Origin of the sequence: Streptomyces sp. NBC_01669 (genome assembly GCF_026339735.1) — a bacterium.
GTDB lineage: Bacteria > Actinomycetota > Actinomycetes > Streptomycetales > Streptomycetaceae > Streptomyces > Streptomyces yanii.
This window is the reverse complement of sequence record NZ_JAPEQG010000001.1, coordinates 2,348,555-2,364,480: the sequence shown is the minus strand read 5'-3', so window position 1 is coordinate 2,364,480 and position 15,926 is coordinate 2,348,555. Positions and strand designations below refer to the sequence as shown.

Here is a 15,926-nt window from a genome sequence, read left to right as displayed (position 1 = left end):
GCTCAAGCTCCCGTGATGTCGTGATCCGCAACCGGGCGCGCACTGCCCCAGGTCTGTTCGATGCTATTCGCGTAGGTGTCGAAGAGCCCGCCTCCGGGAAGTCGTCGCAGGTGCAGGACAGGCGCCATGTACGCCCCGATTCCGTACACGTGGGTGTTCACGAGCATCTCGTCATCGGACCGGAAGAGCGAGTTGTAGAGCGTGCCGTCGTGCAGGCGAAAGCCGATGTCGGGATGGCTCGTGAAGAGTGGGCGGTAGTTCATCAGTGCGTTGCGAATCTTGCCGTCCATGATGCGGTGACCTTCGTCTATGCCGCGCTGGTGCACCGCAGCGCAGTCGGGATCTCCCAGCAGGATTCGCACCTGGGTTACCCCCTGCACCTTCCGCTTCAGGAGGTCGAGGAAGAGGGGATCTTCCGACAGCCATAGTCCGGAGTAGACCAGGACGTCGATGCGCGATTCAGCTCGCTCGTAGATCTCACGCCACAAGCTGTTGGGCACCATGTGGCGGTGCGGATAGATGGTGATGATCTCCGCTTTGCTCAGGTCTGCCGCCGTGTCGACGGCGCGGGAGTCGTCCCACAGGGTCGTCACGTCCACCTTGAGCAGCGACGCAGTGGCGTACTGGTGTCGCCGGTACGGCACCTTGCCCTGAGTGATCCAGCGTTCGACCGTCTTCGGGTTGACCTCGATCGAATCGGCCAGGTCTTGCACGGTCATGCCCTGCGCCAGCAGGGCCGACCGTAAGCGTTCGTTGGACATCGCAACCCCCGATGGGACGTCTTGGGACCTCTTGAAGGTATCCAGATGAATCCGAGCTGTCCACGTATGGGGTAACCAACGCCCCTGGTCTGCACGGATGCTGATGGCACGCCAGGAAATCCCGGCGCTAAGCCAAGAAGTTCCACCGCTCCGCTTGACGGAACCACAATGCAGGACCTGTAATACAGGTATCGCATCGGCTCCGGAGCGAGTTGCTCAACAACTCCACAGCGTGATCCACCGCAGTACGACGGCCGTGACCGTTCCAGCCGAGGCGAGTGGAGACCAGCCGATCGAGACCGGGCCCGATGTCACAACCGGGCCCCACACCCCAGATGGGGGACACGCCATCGGCTCTAAAGAACCGCACGGCACCCCTTGAAGCTGCGACGACCTCCGGGACTTTCGGATCTCCCCGGAACGAACAGCGCCGTGCGAATCGGAGAACCGAACCTCTGCCCGCTTCCTCGCGGAGCGGCCGGTTGCCTCCTCCGTCCGTCTCGTACGGGCGGGGTCGAGGGGAGCCGGAGATCACTTTCCGCTTCATCTCATCTGAACGGCGCGCGGCCCCGGTGGTTGGACACCGGGGCCGCTGTTCTGGGCCGTTCCACCGCTTAGGGAGAACCACGACCCATGAAGAACATTGTGGCCGGACACGTCGCGGCCAACACCACCGAGTTCATCGAACTGGCCCTTGGCACCCCCATTGAGCTGTGGCTCGGGGTGGAGGGCGAGAGCGAGATGGAGCGTGCGGCCCGCCTGGACGCGGCCCGCGACATCCTCGCGGACAACCCCGACTTCCCCGACCGCGTGAGCCAGATCGCCGCCGAGGCGATCGAGACGTTCGCGCCGGAACTGTTCAACGTCATCCCGCTACCGCTACCGCAGCCGTTCGGTCGTCGTCGGCCGTCCCGGAAGGCGGCCGCGGCATGACGACCACTACGCAGACGCCGGATCGGCCGGCCGTTCCGCCCTTGACCCACCCGGAAATGGGCCTGGCCGGGGTCGGCGCGCTCGCCGCGGCCGGGGTAGGCGCCCTCGGCCTGATCTCCTCGTTCGACGCCGTGTCCGCTGCCGCGCTGCGGTGGGGGTTCAGTGCACCGTGGATGCTGCCGGTCGGTATCGATCTGGCGATCCCGGTGTTCACCGTGGCGAACCTGATGCTGATCCGGATGGACATGGCGCTTGCCTGGGTCCGGTTCGTGCCCTGGGCCCTCACCCTGGTGACCTGCGGGCTGAACGTCTCGGCTGGCCAGGGGACATGGGCGAAGGTCGCCCACGGCACGATGCCGCTCTTGTGGGTCGTGTTCTCCGAGATCGCCGCCCACATCTACGCGGTACGAATCGGTGCGGTGACCGGCCGCCGCATGGACAAGATCCGCGCCTCACGCTGGCTGCTCGCCCCGCTGTCGACGTTCGCCCTGTGGCGCCGCATGACGCTGTGGGAGGTCACCTCCTACGGTGACGCGCTGGCCCGGGAGCGGGAACGCCTGCTGGCCCGCGCCGAGCTGCGCGAGCGGCACGGCCGCCTGTGGCGGTCGAAGACTCCCCGCCCGGAACGCGTGCTGCTCAAGCTCGGGGAGCTCAACCTCGCGAGCGAGGCAGTACCGTCCGCCCCGGACCTGACTCCCGAGGACAAGCCCCCGGTCGAGTCCAAGCCGTCTGCGAAGCGCCCGACTCGCCGCACGGCAGGCAAGGCGAACACCAAGCGGAGCCCGGACGAGATCCTGTCCGAGGCTCGGGCGACCACGGCCGGTTGGACGGACGCGGAGCTGACCGCTGACCGGATCCGGGCCGCGGTGCACGTATCCCAGGCCACCGCCCGCATCCTGCGCGACACGCTCAAGAGCGAGCGGGCCGGTCAGCCGCTGCACGCCGTCGACACCGAGCAGGACAACGACGGTGACGCCCCCAGGGCGGTGGCGGCATGAACACCCTCTTAACCGCACTGGCCGCTGCCGGACCGCTCGCGGCCGGATGGTCCACCCACACGCTGTGGCTGCGCCGACGCCTGTACACCGCCCGCCGTGACCCGCTCACCGGGCTCCGCACCCGCGACGGCTTCACCCGCCGGGCCACGGTCCTCTTGAAGGACCCGCGGGCGGTCGTGGTCCTCGCGGACGTCGACCACTTCAAGCAGATCAACGACACCCACGGCCACGCCGCAGGCGATGCGCTGCTGAAAGCGACTGCGGACCGCCTGGCCCACTACGTCGGCCGGCACGGGGTCGCTGGACGGCTCGGGGGCGATGAGTTTGCCGCGGTCGTCATCGACAACCACGGCACCGCCGCCGACCTCCTCGCGGTCCTGCACGGCGTCCTCGCCCGTCCCGCCGATGGACTTGACCCCGAGGTGCACACCACGGTTTCGCTCGGCTGGGTCCGCGCAGCCGACCACCCCGGCGACGATCTGTCGGGGCTGCTACGGCGGGCGGATGAGGCGATGTACGCGGCCAAGCAGGGCCGGGCCGGTATCCGCCGGGCCGGACTCGGCAGGCTCTTCGCCACCGTCACCGGCCGCCGCTCCGGCCGCTGCGGCTCACGCACGGACGCTCCCGAGATGGGAGCGGTCGCCTGATGTCCCCGACATTCGGCAAGTGCTACGACCCGACCGGCGCCCTGCATGGGATACCGACCTTCCCTTGGAAGTACGCCCCGGACGGCTACGCCACCCGCCGCCAGCTCCGCGCCCGCGGACTGCGCCCCGGTGGGCAGGCGGTCGCCGCACAGATCATGCGCCGCTCACGCCGCCGCAAGGCCGGTGTGGCGGTCGCGTTCTTGTACCGCATCGAGCTGGCCAGGCCGGTCCGGCCGATGACGCCGGGCAAGCGGGCCGCGCTCGCCAAGGCCATGACCGCACGGCGCACTTGCCCCGCCTGCCGGGTGGATGTCGGGTACTGCATCCCGACCTCGCTCGGCATGTGCCCCGGCTGCGCCTTCTCCGACGAACAGCGCGCCGCCTGAACTGCACAGCAACCGCTTAGCGGGGTCCGAACGGTAGGCCGTCCGAAGCGCCGCCCGGACCCCTTTCCAACCCCAGAAGTCCGGGAAGGACTGTCAGTGAATCACGACGACGAAAGCGAACTCTTCAACCGACTCGAAGCCGACATGAAGGCAGCCGCCGCACCCGACTCGGGTGGGGACGTGGTCGACCTCGACAAGGCACGGTCGGCCCGTACCGAGTCGGCCGACCACACCGCCGACCGGTCGGCCGACTCGTTCCCCACACGGTCGGGCGCCGAGTCGAGCGACCCGACGGAGCCCGTGATGGTCGATGGTCCGGCGGAAGTCGGGCCCGGGTTCATGGGCCGACTCATGGGCGCCAAGCGGCGGGCGATCGTCCCCGCGTGGTTGCGCTCCACCGCCGAGTTCAAGACCGCCACCCGCTGGGCCGCAGGCCACTACGGCCACCTGGCCGGGTACCACGCGCTCCGGTCCCCGTACTACGCGGCACGGCTCGCGTTCCAGTCGCCGCGCGGTGCGGCGAAGTTCATGGGTGGCACGATGCGGTGGACCGCCGACCGCGAGGGTGAGCCGGTCCGACTCGCGTCCGTCCGCCGCGAGGACGCGGCCGAGTATCTGAAGCTCTCCCGGCAGCGGGACGGCCGGGTGAGGCTGCGCACGCTGGTGACGGTGCTGGCCATGTTCGTCGGGCTCGGTGCCGCGCTCGCCATCTACGTCCTCGCCCCCGGCTGGCTGCAGGCTCTGTCGGTCGGGGCGGTGCTGATGGCGCTCGGGTCGGCCGGCACGCAGGCCGACGCACCGGTCGTCACCCGGGCCGTGGAGATGACCAAGGCACCCAAGCTCACCAGTGACATCGTGCTGCGGGCGCTCGGTGCGCTCGGTATCACGGCGATCAACCAGGTGCAGAGCAAGGGGCGGGACGGGTTCACGTTCACCGCCCCGATCACCCGCGACGGTCCTGGATGGCGTGCGGAGGGCGATCTCCCGTACGGCGTGACCGTCACCGACGTGATCGAGCGCCGGGACAAGCTCGCCTCCGGGCTGCGCCGCCCGCTCGGCTGCGTGTGGCCCGAGGCCGTGCCGGACGAGCACACCGGGCGCCTGGTCCTCTGGGTCGGCGATCAGGACATGTCCACGGCCACGAAGCCCGCATGGCCCTTGGTCAAGGGTGGCTCCGTCGACCTGTTCAAGCCGGTCTCCTTCGGCACTGACCAGCGCGGACGCTGGGTCGACATCACCCTGATGTACATTGCAGGCGTAATCGGAGCCATCCCCCGCATGGGTAAGACGTTCCTGCTCCGCCTGCTCCTGCTCATCGCCGCCCTCGACACCCGGGCCGAGGTTCACACCTACGACCTCAAGGGCACCGGCGACCTCGACCCCGTGGGCGAGCGGGTCTCGCACCGGCACCGGGCCGGGGACGACGACGAGGACATCGAGTACGCCCTCGCTGACCTGCGGGAACTGCGCACCGAGCTGCGACGTCGGGCGAAGATGATCCGGTCCCTGCCGCGGGACATCTGCCCCGAGTCCAAGGTCACGTCCGAGCTGGCGAACAAGCCGAAGCTCGGGCTGCATCCGATCGTGATCGGGGTCGATGAGTGCCAGGTCTGGTTCGAGCACCCCAAGCACGGCGGGGAGTTCGAAGAGATCTGCACCGACCTGGTCAAGCGCGGACCCGCCACCGGCATCGTGCTCCTGCTGGCCACGCAGCGCCCGGACGCGAAGGCCCTGCCCACCGGGATCAGCGCGAACGCGTCGGCCCGGTGGTGCCTGAAGGTCATGGGCCAGCTGGAGAACGACATGGTCCTGGGCACCTCGTCCTACAAGCGGGGCATCCGAGCCACGATGTTCTCATGGAAGGACAAGGGCATCCACTACTTCGTCGGTGAAGGCGCCGACGCGAGGATCGTCTCGTCCGTCTACGTCGACGCCCCCACCGCCGAGGTGATCGGGCTGCGGGCCCGCCGCCTGCGCGAAGCCGCAGGAACCCTGTCCGGGCACGCGCTCGGGGAGACGTTCGAGGCCAGCGAGGCATCCACGTACGACCTGCTCACCGACATCCTCGCCGTCGTGCCAGCCGAAGAGCCCAAGCTGTGGTCCGAAGTCGTCGTGGCCCGTCTCGCCGAGCTGCGGCCGGACGTCTACGGCGGGTGGGAGCCCGAGCAACTGGCCGCCGCGCTGAAGCCGCACGGCATCAACACCGGCCAGGTATGGGGCAAGACCGAGTCCGGGAAGGGCGCCAACCGGCGCGGCATCGAGCGCTCCCGCATCCTCACCGCGATTGCGGAGCGTGACGGAAACCGGGACGCGGGCTGACACCGGTTCGCCGCTAGACCTAGCAGCACACCCCGCTAGGTCTAGCGGCACCGCTAGCGCCCAAAACCCGCATTGATCAGGAAGCTAGCCACTAGCACCCCACCTGCGAAAACCCCTGAAACAGGCCCAGGAGGCCCTTCATGACCCCTGCCCTACTCGCTAGCACACTCCTCCTGTCCGTCACCCTGGGTTACGCGTCCCTGTGTGCGGCCTCGCCGTTCGGGAACTGCCGCAAGTGCCGCGGGATGGGCCACGCCATCAAGACCGACCGCAAGGGCCGCACCAAGCGCGGCAAGGACTGCCGCCGCTGCAAGGCCACCGGCAAGCGCATACGCGTCGGACGCCACCTCTACAACGTCGCCGCCCGCCTCCACCGCGACGGCACCCGCTAAGGCTGCTCGTCGGCCCACGGTCCGACCCAGGATTCGTCCCGCAGCTTCCTTGCCTCCATGTACGTGTGGGTGAGGTGCCCGTCGAGCCATGCCTGCATCCACTGGGGGAAGGTCAGGTCGAGTTTGTGGCGGTCGCCTTCCTCCCACCACCACATCTGGCCCTCGGGATGACGGCAGTCGAGCAGCACCCACATGATGCCGCCGAAGTCGCAGAAGAACAGCACGCCTGGCGGCGGGGCGGGCGGATCCTCTGGGGCCAACTCGTCGTTCAGGTAGTCGAGATAGCCGTTGACCATGGCCAGCTCTTCGTCGTTCAGAGGCGAGAAGCCGCGGAACGGGCCGACGCCGCCGTCGGCGATCTCCAGGTAGAGACGACGGACCAGCGGCGGCAGCCGGAAGCCGATAGTGCGCTCCGCGTCCTCGACCGTGTCCAGCGAGGCTGGTTCGGGCGTCGTCAATGTTGAGGTCGAGTCGGTGGGCCGTCCCGCCTTCACGCGAGCGCGGACGGCCTCGAACAGTTCGTCATCAGTCACTTAGCGATCTTCGTGCGTCCATCAGGGAGCTGGCTAGGGCCTGTCCGGCGGATCAGGCCGCCGACGGATGGCCGTCACCTCTTCACCGCAGATGGGCGTGCCAGGGCCCGCGACCGCTGCAAGGTCCGCCGGACCGGCCCTGACCCGCCAACCGTCCCGCACCACCACACCGGAAAGGGGCCCGTCGTGGCCGTCACCGTCTCGCTGGTCCTGCTGTTCGGACTGGTCCTGTTCTTCCTGCTCCGCTCCAACACCCTCGGCTACGGCTCCGCGTTCATCGCCGTGATGTTCGGGTTCTTCCTCGCCTCCACCGGCGCCTCGGGACCCATCAACGAACTCACCACCGCCGTCATCGACGCCATCCCGAACCTGTAAGGAGGACCCCCGCTATGAACGAACCCCTCGTCCAACGCCACTGGGTCGCGCTCGCGGCCCCGAAGGTGGCACCGGCCGTCGCCACATCCACGGTGCTGATCCTGGGACGGATCTGGAACGCCAACGGCGCCGAACACAGCACCGGCAACGCCGCGTTGATGGTCGTCCTCGCCGCAGGTGCCGCAACGGCCGGCGCGTTCGCCGCCGCGGGCCGGGGTGGTGGTGACGGAGTGCTCGCCGCAACGGCGTTCGCCACGTCGGGCGGGCTCGCGCTGGCTGGGGTCGCCGGATACGCGGACGGTCTTTCGCTGCCCCTGCTGCTGTGGGTGCTCGCCACCGCGGTCGCGTACGGGATCGCTGCCCGTTACTGGCGTACCGACCGTCGCGACACCGTGGCGTACGAGCGGCAGAGCGTCGTTCGCCGCGAGGGGCACGCCCACACCGAACGCGTCGAAGCCCTACGCGCCGGGGCGCAGATCGAGGTCGCCCGCGAAGGCGCCGCATACGCCACCGCGCTGGCTCAAGCCCTCATCCACCGCGAGGCACTGCCCGGCTTCGACCCCGCCACACTCACCCGCGCCGGACTTCCCGAACTCCCCGCCATCGACATCACCAAGGAGCACTGACATGGAAAAGCTGCACCCCAGCACCGAGCACCACCCAGAACCGGGCAACTGGCCGACACCGGAGACCGCCTACGCGCTCGCCCCGAGCATCATCCGAGAGATCGGATGGACCGCACAGACCGCCGCCGACAAGCCGTTCGGCACGGCACTGGGCCGGGAGTTCTGGCTCCGCAAGGCCGCCGTCCTCGACCGCATCGCCCTCGCCGACGAACGCGAGGGAGCCCCGGGCGACGCGAGCGAGGTGGCCACCGAGGCGGCCCGACGCCTGATGGACCTGGACGACACCACCGTCATCTGCGACCCGCGCCACTACGCCCGCCAGCAGTACGCCCGCTGGACCCACCACCAGTAGCTGCGCCGAGGGCGGCCCCCTCTCACGCCAATGAATGCGGGCCGCCCTCGTCTGCCAGCACCTTTCACAGAACTGGAGACCTCCAGCATGACTCAACCTGTCCCGATCCGGCGAGACCGCTTACCGCGGGTGCTGGATCTGTTCTGCTGCTCCGGCGGCGCGGGCAAGGGCTACGCGGACGCGGGATTCGACATCGATGGTGTCGACATCACCGACCGTCCGAACTACCCCTTCACCTTCCACCGGGCCGACGCGCTCGAACACCTCGCCGCACTCATCACTACCGGCGAAATCGAGCGGTACGCCATGGTCCACGCGTCCCCGCCGTGCCAGGCAGGATGCGCCCTCACCGTCGGAACCAACGCCTCGCGCGGGTGGGGACGAGAGCATGTCCAGCTCATCCCTGAACTTCGGTGCCTGCTCGATGCGTCGGGCCTGCCGTACATCATCGAGCAGCCCAATGGCCGTGCCCCCGTACGCGCCGACCTGCGGCTGTGCGGGGAGATGTTCGGCCTCGGAGTCCTGCGCCACCGCACGTTCGAGCTGGGCGGGTGGACCGCCCAGCAGCCGCCGCATCCGAAGCACCGCGGCTACGTGCGTGGCTATCGGCACGGGGTCTACCGCGACGGCCCTTACGTCGCCGCGTATGGCGCGGGCGGAGGCATGGCCACCGTTCCCGAGATGCAGCAAGCGATGGGTATCACGTGGACCGACGTCCGCGAGGAACTGACCGAGGCGATCCCCCCGGCCTACACCCAGTGGATCGCCAACGCCTTCCAGGTATCCGGGCTGGGAGTCGCCGCATGAGCACGCACCTCCTGAGAGCCGCCCTGGACGCGGCGGAACGTGGCTGGCACGTCTTCCCGCTCCGCCCCGGCACCAAGCGGCCCGCCCTGCACGGAGAGGAGCAGTGCCCCCGCACCGGGGACTGCGTCACGGGTCACCGCAAGTGGGAGAGCAGGGCCACCACCGATCCTGGCCGCATCCAACGGGCTTGGTCCGCAGGACCGTTCAATATCGGCATTGCGACCGGCCCGTCCGGGCTGGTCGTGGTGGACCTGGACATTCCCAAGCAGAAGAGCAGCGAGGACACGCCTTCCGGCGTGACGACCTTCGAAGCGCTCTGCGAGCGCACCGGCAACGCCGTCCCCACCACCTACCGGACCCGGACCGCGAGCGGCGGACAGCACCTCTTCTTCACCGCCCCGGACGGTGTCCGGCTCGGCAACACCGCGGGGCGGCTCGCACCGCTGGTCGACACCCGGGCATGGGGCGGATACGTCGTCGCCGCGGGCAGCACCGTGCACACGGCCGCTTACGAGATTCTCGACCCGGCTCCAGTAGCTCAGTTGCCCGCATGGCTGCTAGACGCTCTCAAGCCCACCGAGCGCCCCGCACGGCCGCTACGGCTGTCTCTGCCCAAGCACGGGAACCGGGCTGCGGATACCGCCCTCGCGCGGGAGGCCGCAGCCGTCGCATCGGCCCAAGAGGGCAACCGCGAAGCCCAGTTGTTCGAGAGCGCCCGCAAGGTGGCCCGCTTCGTCGGATGGGGCGACCTCACCCGGCACGAGGTGGAGCAGGCATTTCAGATTGCGGGTGAGTCGGCAGGACTCCCGGCATCCCAGTGCCGCGCCACTTTGCGCAGCGTCCTGAACTGGTCCATCCGGAACTGCCGGCCAAGGGAGACGGCATGAGCGCCCAACCCGATCTCCCTCTGAAATGCCAACAGCTCGGACTGGCCGGGCTCCCGGACGCCCCCGAACCGCAGCCCCGAACGGCGCGTGCGGCAGTTGCCCGGAAGACGTCGACCGAAGGCCGTCCCCTTCATCTTGTCCGCCCTGACCCGCACGCCACCACGGAGCCCGACCAGCCCCGGCATCCGGTCCGGTGGCTGCACATCGTGGCCCCGCCGTCCTACGACGCGACCCCGTCGGCCCGGTCCTGGTGCCAGTGCGGATACGACCGCACGGCCAGAGGCAGGGCCGGGGTCCTGGCCCTGATCGAAGCCCACACCAACCACCCCGAACACTGCCCGCTGCTCTACACCGCCGAAGGGAGCAAGGCCGCATGACCGCCGATCTGTGGGAGGGCTTCGACGCCCTCGACCCCGAGACCATCACCGGGCCCATGTGGGACGAACCCGTACCCCTCAACCCGCGTCGCGCCCTCCCCGCCTTCCCCGTACACACCCTCCCGCTGTGGCTGGGCGACATGGTGGCAGGCGTCGCGGAGGAGACACAGACCCCCGTAGACCTGGCCGGGTGCCTCGCCCTCGGGGTCATCGCCACGGCGGCCGGCGGCCGGGCCACCGTCTGCGTCCGCGGGCACTGGCGCGAGCCGGTCAACCTCTACACCGCTGTCGCCCTGCCGCCCGGCAACCGCAAGTCCGCAGTGTTCGCCCTCATGACCGGCCCCCTGCTCGCCGTCGAGAAGACGCTCGTGGAGCTCTCCGGCCCGGTACGGGCCGAAGCCGAGACAACGGCCCGTCTGGCAAGGGCAGCCGCGGACAAAGCCGCCCAGAAGGCCGCAGCCGCAGAACCCGGCCTGAGGGACCAACTCACCGCCGAGGCCGTCCAGCTCGCCCAGCAGGCCGACGAACTCACCGAGCCCGCCAAGCCCCAACTGGTCGCGGACGACGTCACCCCGGAAAGTCTGGCCACACTCCTGGCCGAGCAGGACGGCCGGATCAGCGTCATGTCGGCCGAAGGCGAGATCTTCGACATCATCGCCGGACGCTACTCAGGCACCCCCAACATGGGCATCTTCCTCAAAGGCCACGCAGGCGACATGACCCGCGTCAACCGACAGGGACGCGACGCCCAGCACATCGAAGCACCCGCCGTCACCATGGGCCTCGCCATCCAGCCGGAAGTCCTCGACGCCATCGGCAGGGTCAAAGGCGCAGACGGCCGGGGGCTGCTGGCACGGTTCCTGTATGCCAAACCCGTATCCCTCGTCGGCAGCCGCAACCTCACTCCCGCCCTGCTGAGCGAGGAAACCGCCGCCACCTACGCCAAGCGTCTCGGTGGTCTGACGATGGTGCTGGCGGACTGGACTGACCCGGCCGTCCTCACCCTCAGCCCCGAGGCCGACGCGGTGATGCTGGCCTACCAGAAGGTCACCGAATCACGTCTCGGGAAGGGCGGCAGCCTCGCCCCGATCGTGAAATGGGCATCCAAGCGAGATGGTGCCGTGGCCCGCATCGCTGGACTGCTCCACCTCGCCACCCACCCCGACAACGGATGGAGCCTCCCCATCGAGGCGGCCACCATGGCCGCGGCGACGGAGATCGGGGACTACTTCACCGCCCATGCCCTGGAGGTGTTCGACGCCATGGGCGCCGACCCCGCCCAGGAAGCCGCCCACCAGGTCCTCACCTACATCAGAGACAACCGGCTGACCGGCTTCACCAAGCGGGAGTTGTTCCGGGGTCTGTCGCGCGGCGACTTCCCCGCCATGGGAGACCTGGACCCCGCGTTGGCCCTGCTCGAAGAGCACGGATGGGTACGACAGCTGCCCTTGCCCCCGCGCTCCGGGCGAGGTGGCCGGCCGCCGTCGCCCCGGTACGACACCCACCCGTCCCTCACCCCGCCGCGCATGAACGCGTGACAGAACCCCCAACCCGCTGACAGAACTGACACAACCCCTGCGCCAGACTGCTGACCTGCACAAACAGCCGTGATCACGGCTGTGACAAAACCTCCGAAAACTCTGACAGAACCTCCCCGCCCAAATCTGGGCGCTCTGACAGAACCCCCCGCCCGGAGGTTCTGTCAGAGTTTTTCGCGGTTTTGTCAGAGCACTCAAAACCGGAGAAACAGCAGGTCAGTGGGATATCGGCGAGGTTCTGTCAGTTCTGTCAGCGATCCCAGCCCCTCCGCACCATTCGATCTGCCCGAGGAGCCACGGTGACCACCGCCCGACCCGAGCAGCCAGACGCGCTCAATACGCTGCGCGCCGGTCTCCCCGACCACTACCTCACCCCCGACGACATCGCCGAGATCTTCGACGTCCCCAAAGAGACCGTCTACCAGTGGCGCAAGAAGCGCACCGGGCCGCCCGGCTTCCGCATCGGCAAGCACCTCCGCTACGACCCCGCCGACGTACGCGCCTACGTCGCCGGTCGCCGGAAGGCCGACGCAGCAGCCTGACCCATCCATCACCACGCTGGGGCCCGACCATGCGGGTCGGGCCCCAGCCCTGTCATACCTCGAAGGAGCCCTACGTGGCTGGCCACATTCAAGACCGCTGGTACAAGACCGAAACCGGCATCGATGGCAAGACGACACGCATCAAGAGCGACCGGCACGGAACGGGAATGCGCTACCGGGCCCGTTACGTAACTCCCAGCGGTACCGAGAAGAGCAGGTCATTCCCTGACAAGCAGAAGCGTCTCGCGGAGGTGTGGTTGACGCAGATTGCCGCCGACATGTCGCGTGGGCAGTACGTAGACCCCTCAGCGGGCAAAGTCACGTTCGAGGCCTACGCCACCGCGTGGCTTGCGTCCCAGACGACCGACGTATCGACGATCGATGCCATCGACCAGCGCTTCCGTTTGCACATCTTCCCGCACATCGGGTCGCGCTCCATGAGCGCCTTCCTACCGGCGCACATTCGAGCCTGGGGACGCGTCCTACAAGACGCAGGCCTTGCGCCTTCCTACCAGCGAGTCATCTTCGCGAATGTCTCGGCCGTGTTCGGCGCGGCCGTTGATGACGGCGTCATCCCCCGGAACCCTTGTCGTGCGAATTCGGTTCGGCCACCTCGGGCGGACGCGAGGAAGCTCAAACCGTGGCCGCAGGAGCGTGTTTTCGCGGTGCGCGAAGCGCTGCCGGCGCCCTATCGCAAGGTGGTGGACATTGGCGCTGGGTGTGGTCTGCGACAGGGCGAGATTCTCGGGCTGGCGGTCGACGAAGTCGACTTCCTTGCAGGAGTGGTGCACGTCGTGCGGCAGGTGAAGTTGGTCAAGGCGCAGTTGGTGTTCGCTCCGCCCAAGGGCGGAAAGCTCCGTGATGTTCCGCTTCCGGACTCTGTGGCGTTCGCTGTCGCGGAGCACATCACTCAGCGACCGCCGCTCACTGTCACGTTGCCGTGGAAGGCGCCGGACGGGCCGCCGGTCACGGCGTCGCTTCTCTTCTACTCGCGGGAGCGGAAGCCGGTGAACCGGAACTACTTCAACATGCGCGTCTGGAAGCCCGCGCTGGTTGCCGCCGGCGTCATCCCGGCGCGCAAGCCGGGGCAGCGGTTCGCGGAGTCGCGCGAGCACGGGATGCACGCGCTACGGCACTTCTACGCTTCCGTACTGCTGGACGCGGGCGAGAACGTCAAGGCTCTGTCGGAGTACCTTGGCCACGGCGATCCGGGCTTCACCCTGCGGACCTACACCCACCTCATGCCGAACAGCCAGGCGCGAGCGAGGCGGGCCGTCGACAGCGTCTTCCGCGAGGGCGGAGACACCGACGACGGCCCACAGACGGCCCAGGAGGAAGGAAAGGCATCCTGACCTGCGGCTGAATCAAATGTCGCGGAAGATCTCGATCTGCGCGCCCACCGAGTTGAGCCGTTCCGCCAGCTCCTCGTAACCACGGTTGATCACATACACATTGCGCAGTACGGAGGTCCCCTCGGCCGCCATCATCGCGAGCAGTACGACCACGGCAGGCCGCAGCGCCGGCGGGCACATCATCTCGGCCGCGCGCCACCGGGTGGGGCCCTCGACCAGGACCCGGTGCGGGTCAAGGAGCTGGAGCCGGCCGCCCAGGCGGTTGAGGTCCGTCAGGTAGATCGCGCGGTTGTCGTAGACCCAGTCGTGGATGAGCGTCTTGCCCTGCGCCGAGGCGGCGATGGCCGCGAAGAACGGCACGTTGTCGATGTTGAGACCGGGGAACGGCATCGGGTGGATCTTGTCGATCGGGGCCTCCAGCTTGGAGGGCCGGACCGTCAGATCGACCAGCCGGGTACGGCCGTTGTCCGCCGGGTACTCCGTCGTGCGGTCGCAGTCGACGCCCATCTCCTCCAGCACCGCGAGCTCGATCTCCAGGAACTCGATCGGTACCCGGCGGATCGTCAGCTCGGACTCCGTCACCACGGCGGCGGCGAGCAGGCTCATCGCCTCGACCGGGTCCTCGGAGGGGGAGTAGTCGACATCCACATCTATGTGCGGCACACCGTGCACGGTCAGCGTCGTCGTACCGACGCCGTCGACCCGTACGCCCAGCGCCTCCAGGAAGAAGCACAGGTCCTGGACCATGTAGTTGGACGAGGCGTTGCGGATGACGGTCGTGCCGTCGTGGCGGGCGGCGGCCAGCAGCGCGTTCTCCGTCACCGTGTCGCCGCGCTCGGTCAGCACGATGGGCCTGTCCGGGGTCACCGAGTGGTCTATCCGGGCGTGGTAGAGACCCTCGGTCGCGGCTATCTCCAGGCCGAACCGGCGCAGCGCGATCATGTGCGGCTCGATGGTCCGGGTGCCGAGGTCGCAGCCGCCCGCGTACGGCAGCTTGAACTGGTCCATGCGGTGCAGCAGCGGGCCGAGGAACATGATGATGGACCGGGTCCGCCGGGCGGCGTCCGCGTCGATGGCGGCCATGTCGAGCCGGGCCGGCGGGACGATCTCCAGATCGGTGCCGTCGTTGATCCATCGGGTGCGCACACCGATGGAGTTCAGCACTTCGAGGAGGCGGTAGACCTCTTCGATCCGGGCGACCCGGCGCAGCACCGTACGGCCCTTGTTGAGCAGCGAGCCGCAGAGCAGGGCCACGCAGGCGTTCTTGCTGGTTTTGACATCGATCGAGCCGGAGAGCCGACGCCCGCCGACGACCCGCAGATGCATCGGCCCGGCGTAGCCGAGCGACACGATCTCACTGTCGAGTGCTTCACCGATACGGGCAATCATCTCAAGGCTGATGTTCTGATTGCCGCGCTCGATGCGGTTCACGGCGCTCTGGCTGGTGGCGAGCGCCTCCGCGAGCTGACTCTGAGTCCAGCCCCGGTGCTGACGCGCGTCACGTATGAGCTTGCCGATGCGTACGAGGTAGTCGTCTGACATGGCGCCAGGTTATCTCAGATATGAGATGAAGATCGGATGGGGGTGTGGCATTCGGGTGACGGGTGTGGTGAGAGCAGGTGAGGAGGGGAAGGGTGGGGGATGGTGGGGGAGGTGGGCGATGACGGTGGCCGGCCCCGTCTCCGATTCCGGGTACCTGTCGGCCGTTCCCATCGTCCGCCCGGTGCGGCGATCCGGCACGCGGGGTGCGTCCGTGCGGGTGGCACCGGAGCGCGCTGCGCGCGTCCGTGCGGGTGCCACACCACGGGAACAGCGCGATCCTGCCGTGGCGGGGCGGGTCTCGCCGAGTCGGTGCGCCCCGGCGGGGCGAGCGCCTGTGTCCGCATCTCGTCCGCCGCGACAGCGGGAGGGCGCAGCGCATCCGGCGGCCTGTTCCCGCCCCCGCGGGCGTCGGCACCGCGGCCCGGCGCCTGGGTGATGTGCCGGGCAGGAACGGTCGGCTTCCATGGCGCCGAAAACAAAGACCGCCACCGCGTCCTCGAATGAGCCGAAGGTGGCACGCTCGTCTCCGTATTCAAAGAAGTAATAAATACCTGCGGAC

Annotated in this window: 18 protein-coding genes; 15 read left to right on the top strand and 3 right to left on the bottom strand. The window is 68.6% G+C overall.

Annotated elements, in window-relative coordinates:
* Window positions 1-2 precede the first annotated feature (2 nt).
* Window positions 3-761 carry a helix-turn-helix domain-containing protein gene (locus OG972_RS10335; protein ID WP_266980338.1) on the bottom strand — a complete coding sequence of 253 codons (759 nt, stop codon included), beginning with the start codon at window positions 759-761 and terminating at the stop codon, window positions 3-5.
* 633 nt (window positions 762-1,394) lie between these two features.
* On the opposite strand from OG972_RS10335, the gene OG972_RS10330 reads away from it, so the two are divergent.
* From OG972_RS10330 to OG972_RS10305, 6 genes are all read left to right on the top strand, one after another.
* Window positions 1,395-1,694 carry a hypothetical protein gene (locus OG972_RS10330; protein ID WP_266980337.1) on the top strand — a complete coding sequence of 100 codons (300 nt, stop codon included), beginning with the start codon at window positions 1,395-1,397 and terminating at the stop codon, window positions 1,692-1,694.
* Window positions 1,691-2,692: a DUF2637 domain-containing protein gene (locus tag OG972_RS10325; protein WP_266980335.1), complete on the top strand. Its 1,002-nt coding sequence runs from the start codon at window positions 1,691-1,693 to the stop codon at window positions 2,690-2,692. Before OG972_RS10330 ends, OG972_RS10325 begins: the two co-directional genes overlap by 4 nt.
* Window positions 2,689-3,339 carry a GGDEF domain-containing protein gene (locus tag OG972_RS10320; protein ID WP_266980333.1) on the top strand — a complete coding sequence of 217 codons (651 nt, stop codon included), beginning with the start codon at window positions 2,689-2,691 and terminating at the stop codon, window positions 3,337-3,339. Before OG972_RS10325 ends, OG972_RS10320 begins: the two co-directional genes overlap by 4 nt.
* Window positions 3,339-3,725 (top strand): RRQRL motif-containing zinc-binding protein, encoded by a 387-nt coding sequence (locus OG972_RS10315; RefSeq protein WP_266980331.1) that lies wholly within the window; start codon window positions 3,339-3,341, stop codon window positions 3,723-3,725. Before OG972_RS10320 ends, OG972_RS10315 begins: the two co-directional genes overlap by 1 nt.
* Before the next feature lie 96 nt (window positions 3,726-3,821).
* Window positions 3,822-6,044, top strand: a complete 2,223-nt coding sequence (locus OG972_RS10310) for a cell division protein FtsK (protein ID WP_266980329.1) — start codon at window positions 3,822-3,824, stop codon at window positions 6,042-6,044.
* 140 nt (window positions 6,045-6,184) lie between these two features.
* Complete coding sequence (locus OG972_RS10305; protein WP_266980327.1) at window positions 6,185-6,436, top strand: hypothetical protein; 252 nt, start codon at window positions 6,185-6,187, stop codon at window positions 6,434-6,436.
* Here the strand turns inward: OG972_RS10305 and OG972_RS10300 are convergent.
* Window positions 6,433-6,969 carry an SMI1/KNR4 family protein gene (locus tag OG972_RS10300; protein ID WP_266980325.1) on the bottom strand — a complete coding sequence of 179 codons (537 nt, stop codon included), beginning with the start codon at window positions 6,967-6,969 and terminating at the stop codon, window positions 6,433-6,435. The genes OG972_RS10305 and OG972_RS10300 overlap by 4 nt on opposite strands.
* A gap of 186 nt (window positions 6,970-7,155) precedes the next feature.
* Here OG972_RS10300 and OG972_RS10295 point away from each other — a divergent pair, with 186 nt between their 5' ends.
* The 9 genes from OG972_RS10295 to OG972_RS10255 all read left to right on the top strand — a co-directional run bounded on the left by OG972_RS10295 (window position 7,156) and on the right by OG972_RS10255 (window position 13,825).
* The gene (locus OG972_RS10295) at window positions 7,156-7,344 is read left to right on the top strand and encodes a hypothetical protein (RefSeq protein WP_266980323.1); all 189 of its coding nucleotides are present in this window, start codon (window positions 7,156-7,158) and stop codon (window positions 7,342-7,344) included.
* Window positions 7,345-7,358: 14 nt separating this feature from the next.
* On the top strand, window positions 7,359-7,970 hold the full coding sequence (locus OG972_RS10290; protein WP_266980321.1) for a hypothetical protein: 612 nt from the start codon (window positions 7,359-7,361) through the stop codon (window positions 7,968-7,970).
* Window position 7,971: 1 nt separating this feature from the next.
* Window positions 7,972-8,322 carry a hypothetical protein gene (locus OG972_RS10285; RefSeq protein WP_266980319.1) on the top strand — a complete coding sequence of 117 codons (351 nt, stop codon included), beginning with the start codon at window positions 7,972-7,974 and terminating at the stop codon, window positions 8,320-8,322.
* 87 nt (window positions 8,323-8,409) lie between these two features.
* Window positions 8,410-9,129, top strand: a complete 720-nt coding sequence (locus OG972_RS10280) for a DNA methylase (RefSeq protein WP_266980317.1) — start codon at window positions 8,410-8,412, stop codon at window positions 9,127-9,129.
* Window positions 9,126-10,016 carry a bifunctional DNA primase/polymerase gene (locus OG972_RS10275; protein ID WP_266980315.1) on the top strand — a complete coding sequence of 297 codons (891 nt, stop codon included), beginning with the start codon at window positions 9,126-9,128 and terminating at the stop codon, window positions 10,014-10,016. Before OG972_RS10280 ends, OG972_RS10275 begins: the two co-directional genes overlap by 4 nt.
* On the top strand, window positions 10,013-10,393 hold the full coding sequence (locus tag OG972_RS10270; protein WP_266980313.1) for a hypothetical protein: 381 nt from the start codon (window positions 10,013-10,015) through the stop codon (window positions 10,391-10,393). Before OG972_RS10275 ends, OG972_RS10270 begins: the two co-directional genes overlap by 4 nt.
* Window positions 10,390-11,931: a YfjI family protein gene (locus OG972_RS10265; protein WP_266980311.1), complete on the top strand. Its 1,542-nt coding sequence runs from the start codon at window positions 10,390-10,392 to the stop codon at window positions 11,929-11,931. The genes OG972_RS10270 and OG972_RS10265 overlap by 4 nt, the downstream gene beginning before the upstream one ends.
* 299 nt (window positions 11,932-12,230) lie before the next feature.
* Window positions 12,231-12,473, top strand: a complete 243-nt coding sequence (locus OG972_RS10260; RefSeq protein WP_266980309.1) for a helix-turn-helix domain-containing protein — start codon at window positions 12,231-12,233, stop codon at window positions 12,471-12,473.
* A 74-nt stretch (window positions 12,474-12,547) separates the two neighbouring features.
* A complete protein-coding gene (locus OG972_RS10255; protein ID WP_266980307.1) occupies window positions 12,548-13,825 on the top strand; it encodes a site-specific integrase in 1,278 nt (425 codons plus the stop codon).
* A 12-nt stretch (window positions 13,826-13,837) separates the two neighbouring features.
* Here OG972_RS10255 and OG972_RS10250 read toward each other — a convergent pair whose 3' ends face one another.
* Window positions 13,838-15,367, bottom strand: a complete 1,530-nt coding sequence (locus OG972_RS10250; protein ID WP_266980305.1) for a UDP-N-acetylglucosamine 1-carboxyvinyltransferase — start codon at window positions 15,365-15,367, stop codon at window positions 13,838-13,840.
* Window positions 15,368-15,926: the final 559 nt, after the last annotated feature.

Bases quoted from the DNA above. Each gene is read 5' to 3' on its own strand.
- OG972_RS10325 (WP_266980335.1), top strand. From the start codon at position 1,691: ATGACGACCACTACGCAGACGCCGGATCGGCCGGCCGTTCCGCCCTTG.
- OG972_RS10250 (WP_266980305.1), bottom strand. From the start codon at position 15,367: ATGTCAGACGACTACCTCGTACGCATCGGCAAGCTCATACGTGACGCG.
- OG972_RS10285 (WP_266980319.1), top strand. From the start codon at position 7,972: ATGGAAAAGCTGCACCCCAGCACCGAGCACCACCCAGAACCGGGCAAC.
- OG972_RS10280 (WP_266980317.1), top strand. From the start codon at position 8,410: ATGACTCAACCTGTCCCGATCCGGCGAGACCGCTTACCGCGGGTGCTG.
- OG972_RS10320 (WP_266980333.1), top strand. From the start codon at position 2,689: ATGAACACCCTCTTAACCGCACTGGCCGCTGCCGGACCGCTCGCGGCC.
- OG972_RS10290 (WP_266980321.1), top strand. From the start codon at position 7,359: ATGAACGAACCCCTCGTCCAACGCCACTGGGTCGCGCTCGCGGCCCCG.
- OG972_RS10275 (WP_266980315.1), top strand. From the start codon at position 9,126: ATGAGCACGCACCTCCTGAGAGCCGCCCTGGACGCGGCGGAACGTGGC.
- OG972_RS10335 (WP_266980338.1), bottom strand. From the start codon at position 761: ATGTCCAACGAACGCTTACGGTCGGCCCTGCTGGCGCAGGGCATGACC.
- OG972_RS10305 (WP_266980327.1), top strand. From the start codon at position 6,185: ATGACCCCTGCCCTACTCGCTAGCACACTCCTCCTGTCCGTCACCCTG.
- OG972_RS10330 (WP_266980337.1), top strand. From the start codon at position 1,395: ATGAAGAACATTGTGGCCGGACACGTCGCGGCCAACACCACCGAGTTC.
- OG972_RS10315 (WP_266980331.1), top strand. From the start codon at position 3,339: ATGTCCCCGACATTCGGCAAGTGCTACGACCCGACCGGCGCCCTGCAT.
- OG972_RS10270 (WP_266980313.1), top strand. From the start codon at position 10,013: ATGAGCGCCCAACCCGATCTCCCTCTGAAATGCCAACAGCTCGGACTG.
- OG972_RS10265 (WP_266980311.1), top strand. From the start codon at position 10,390: ATGACCGCCGATCTGTGGGAGGGCTTCGACGCCCTCGACCCCGAGACC.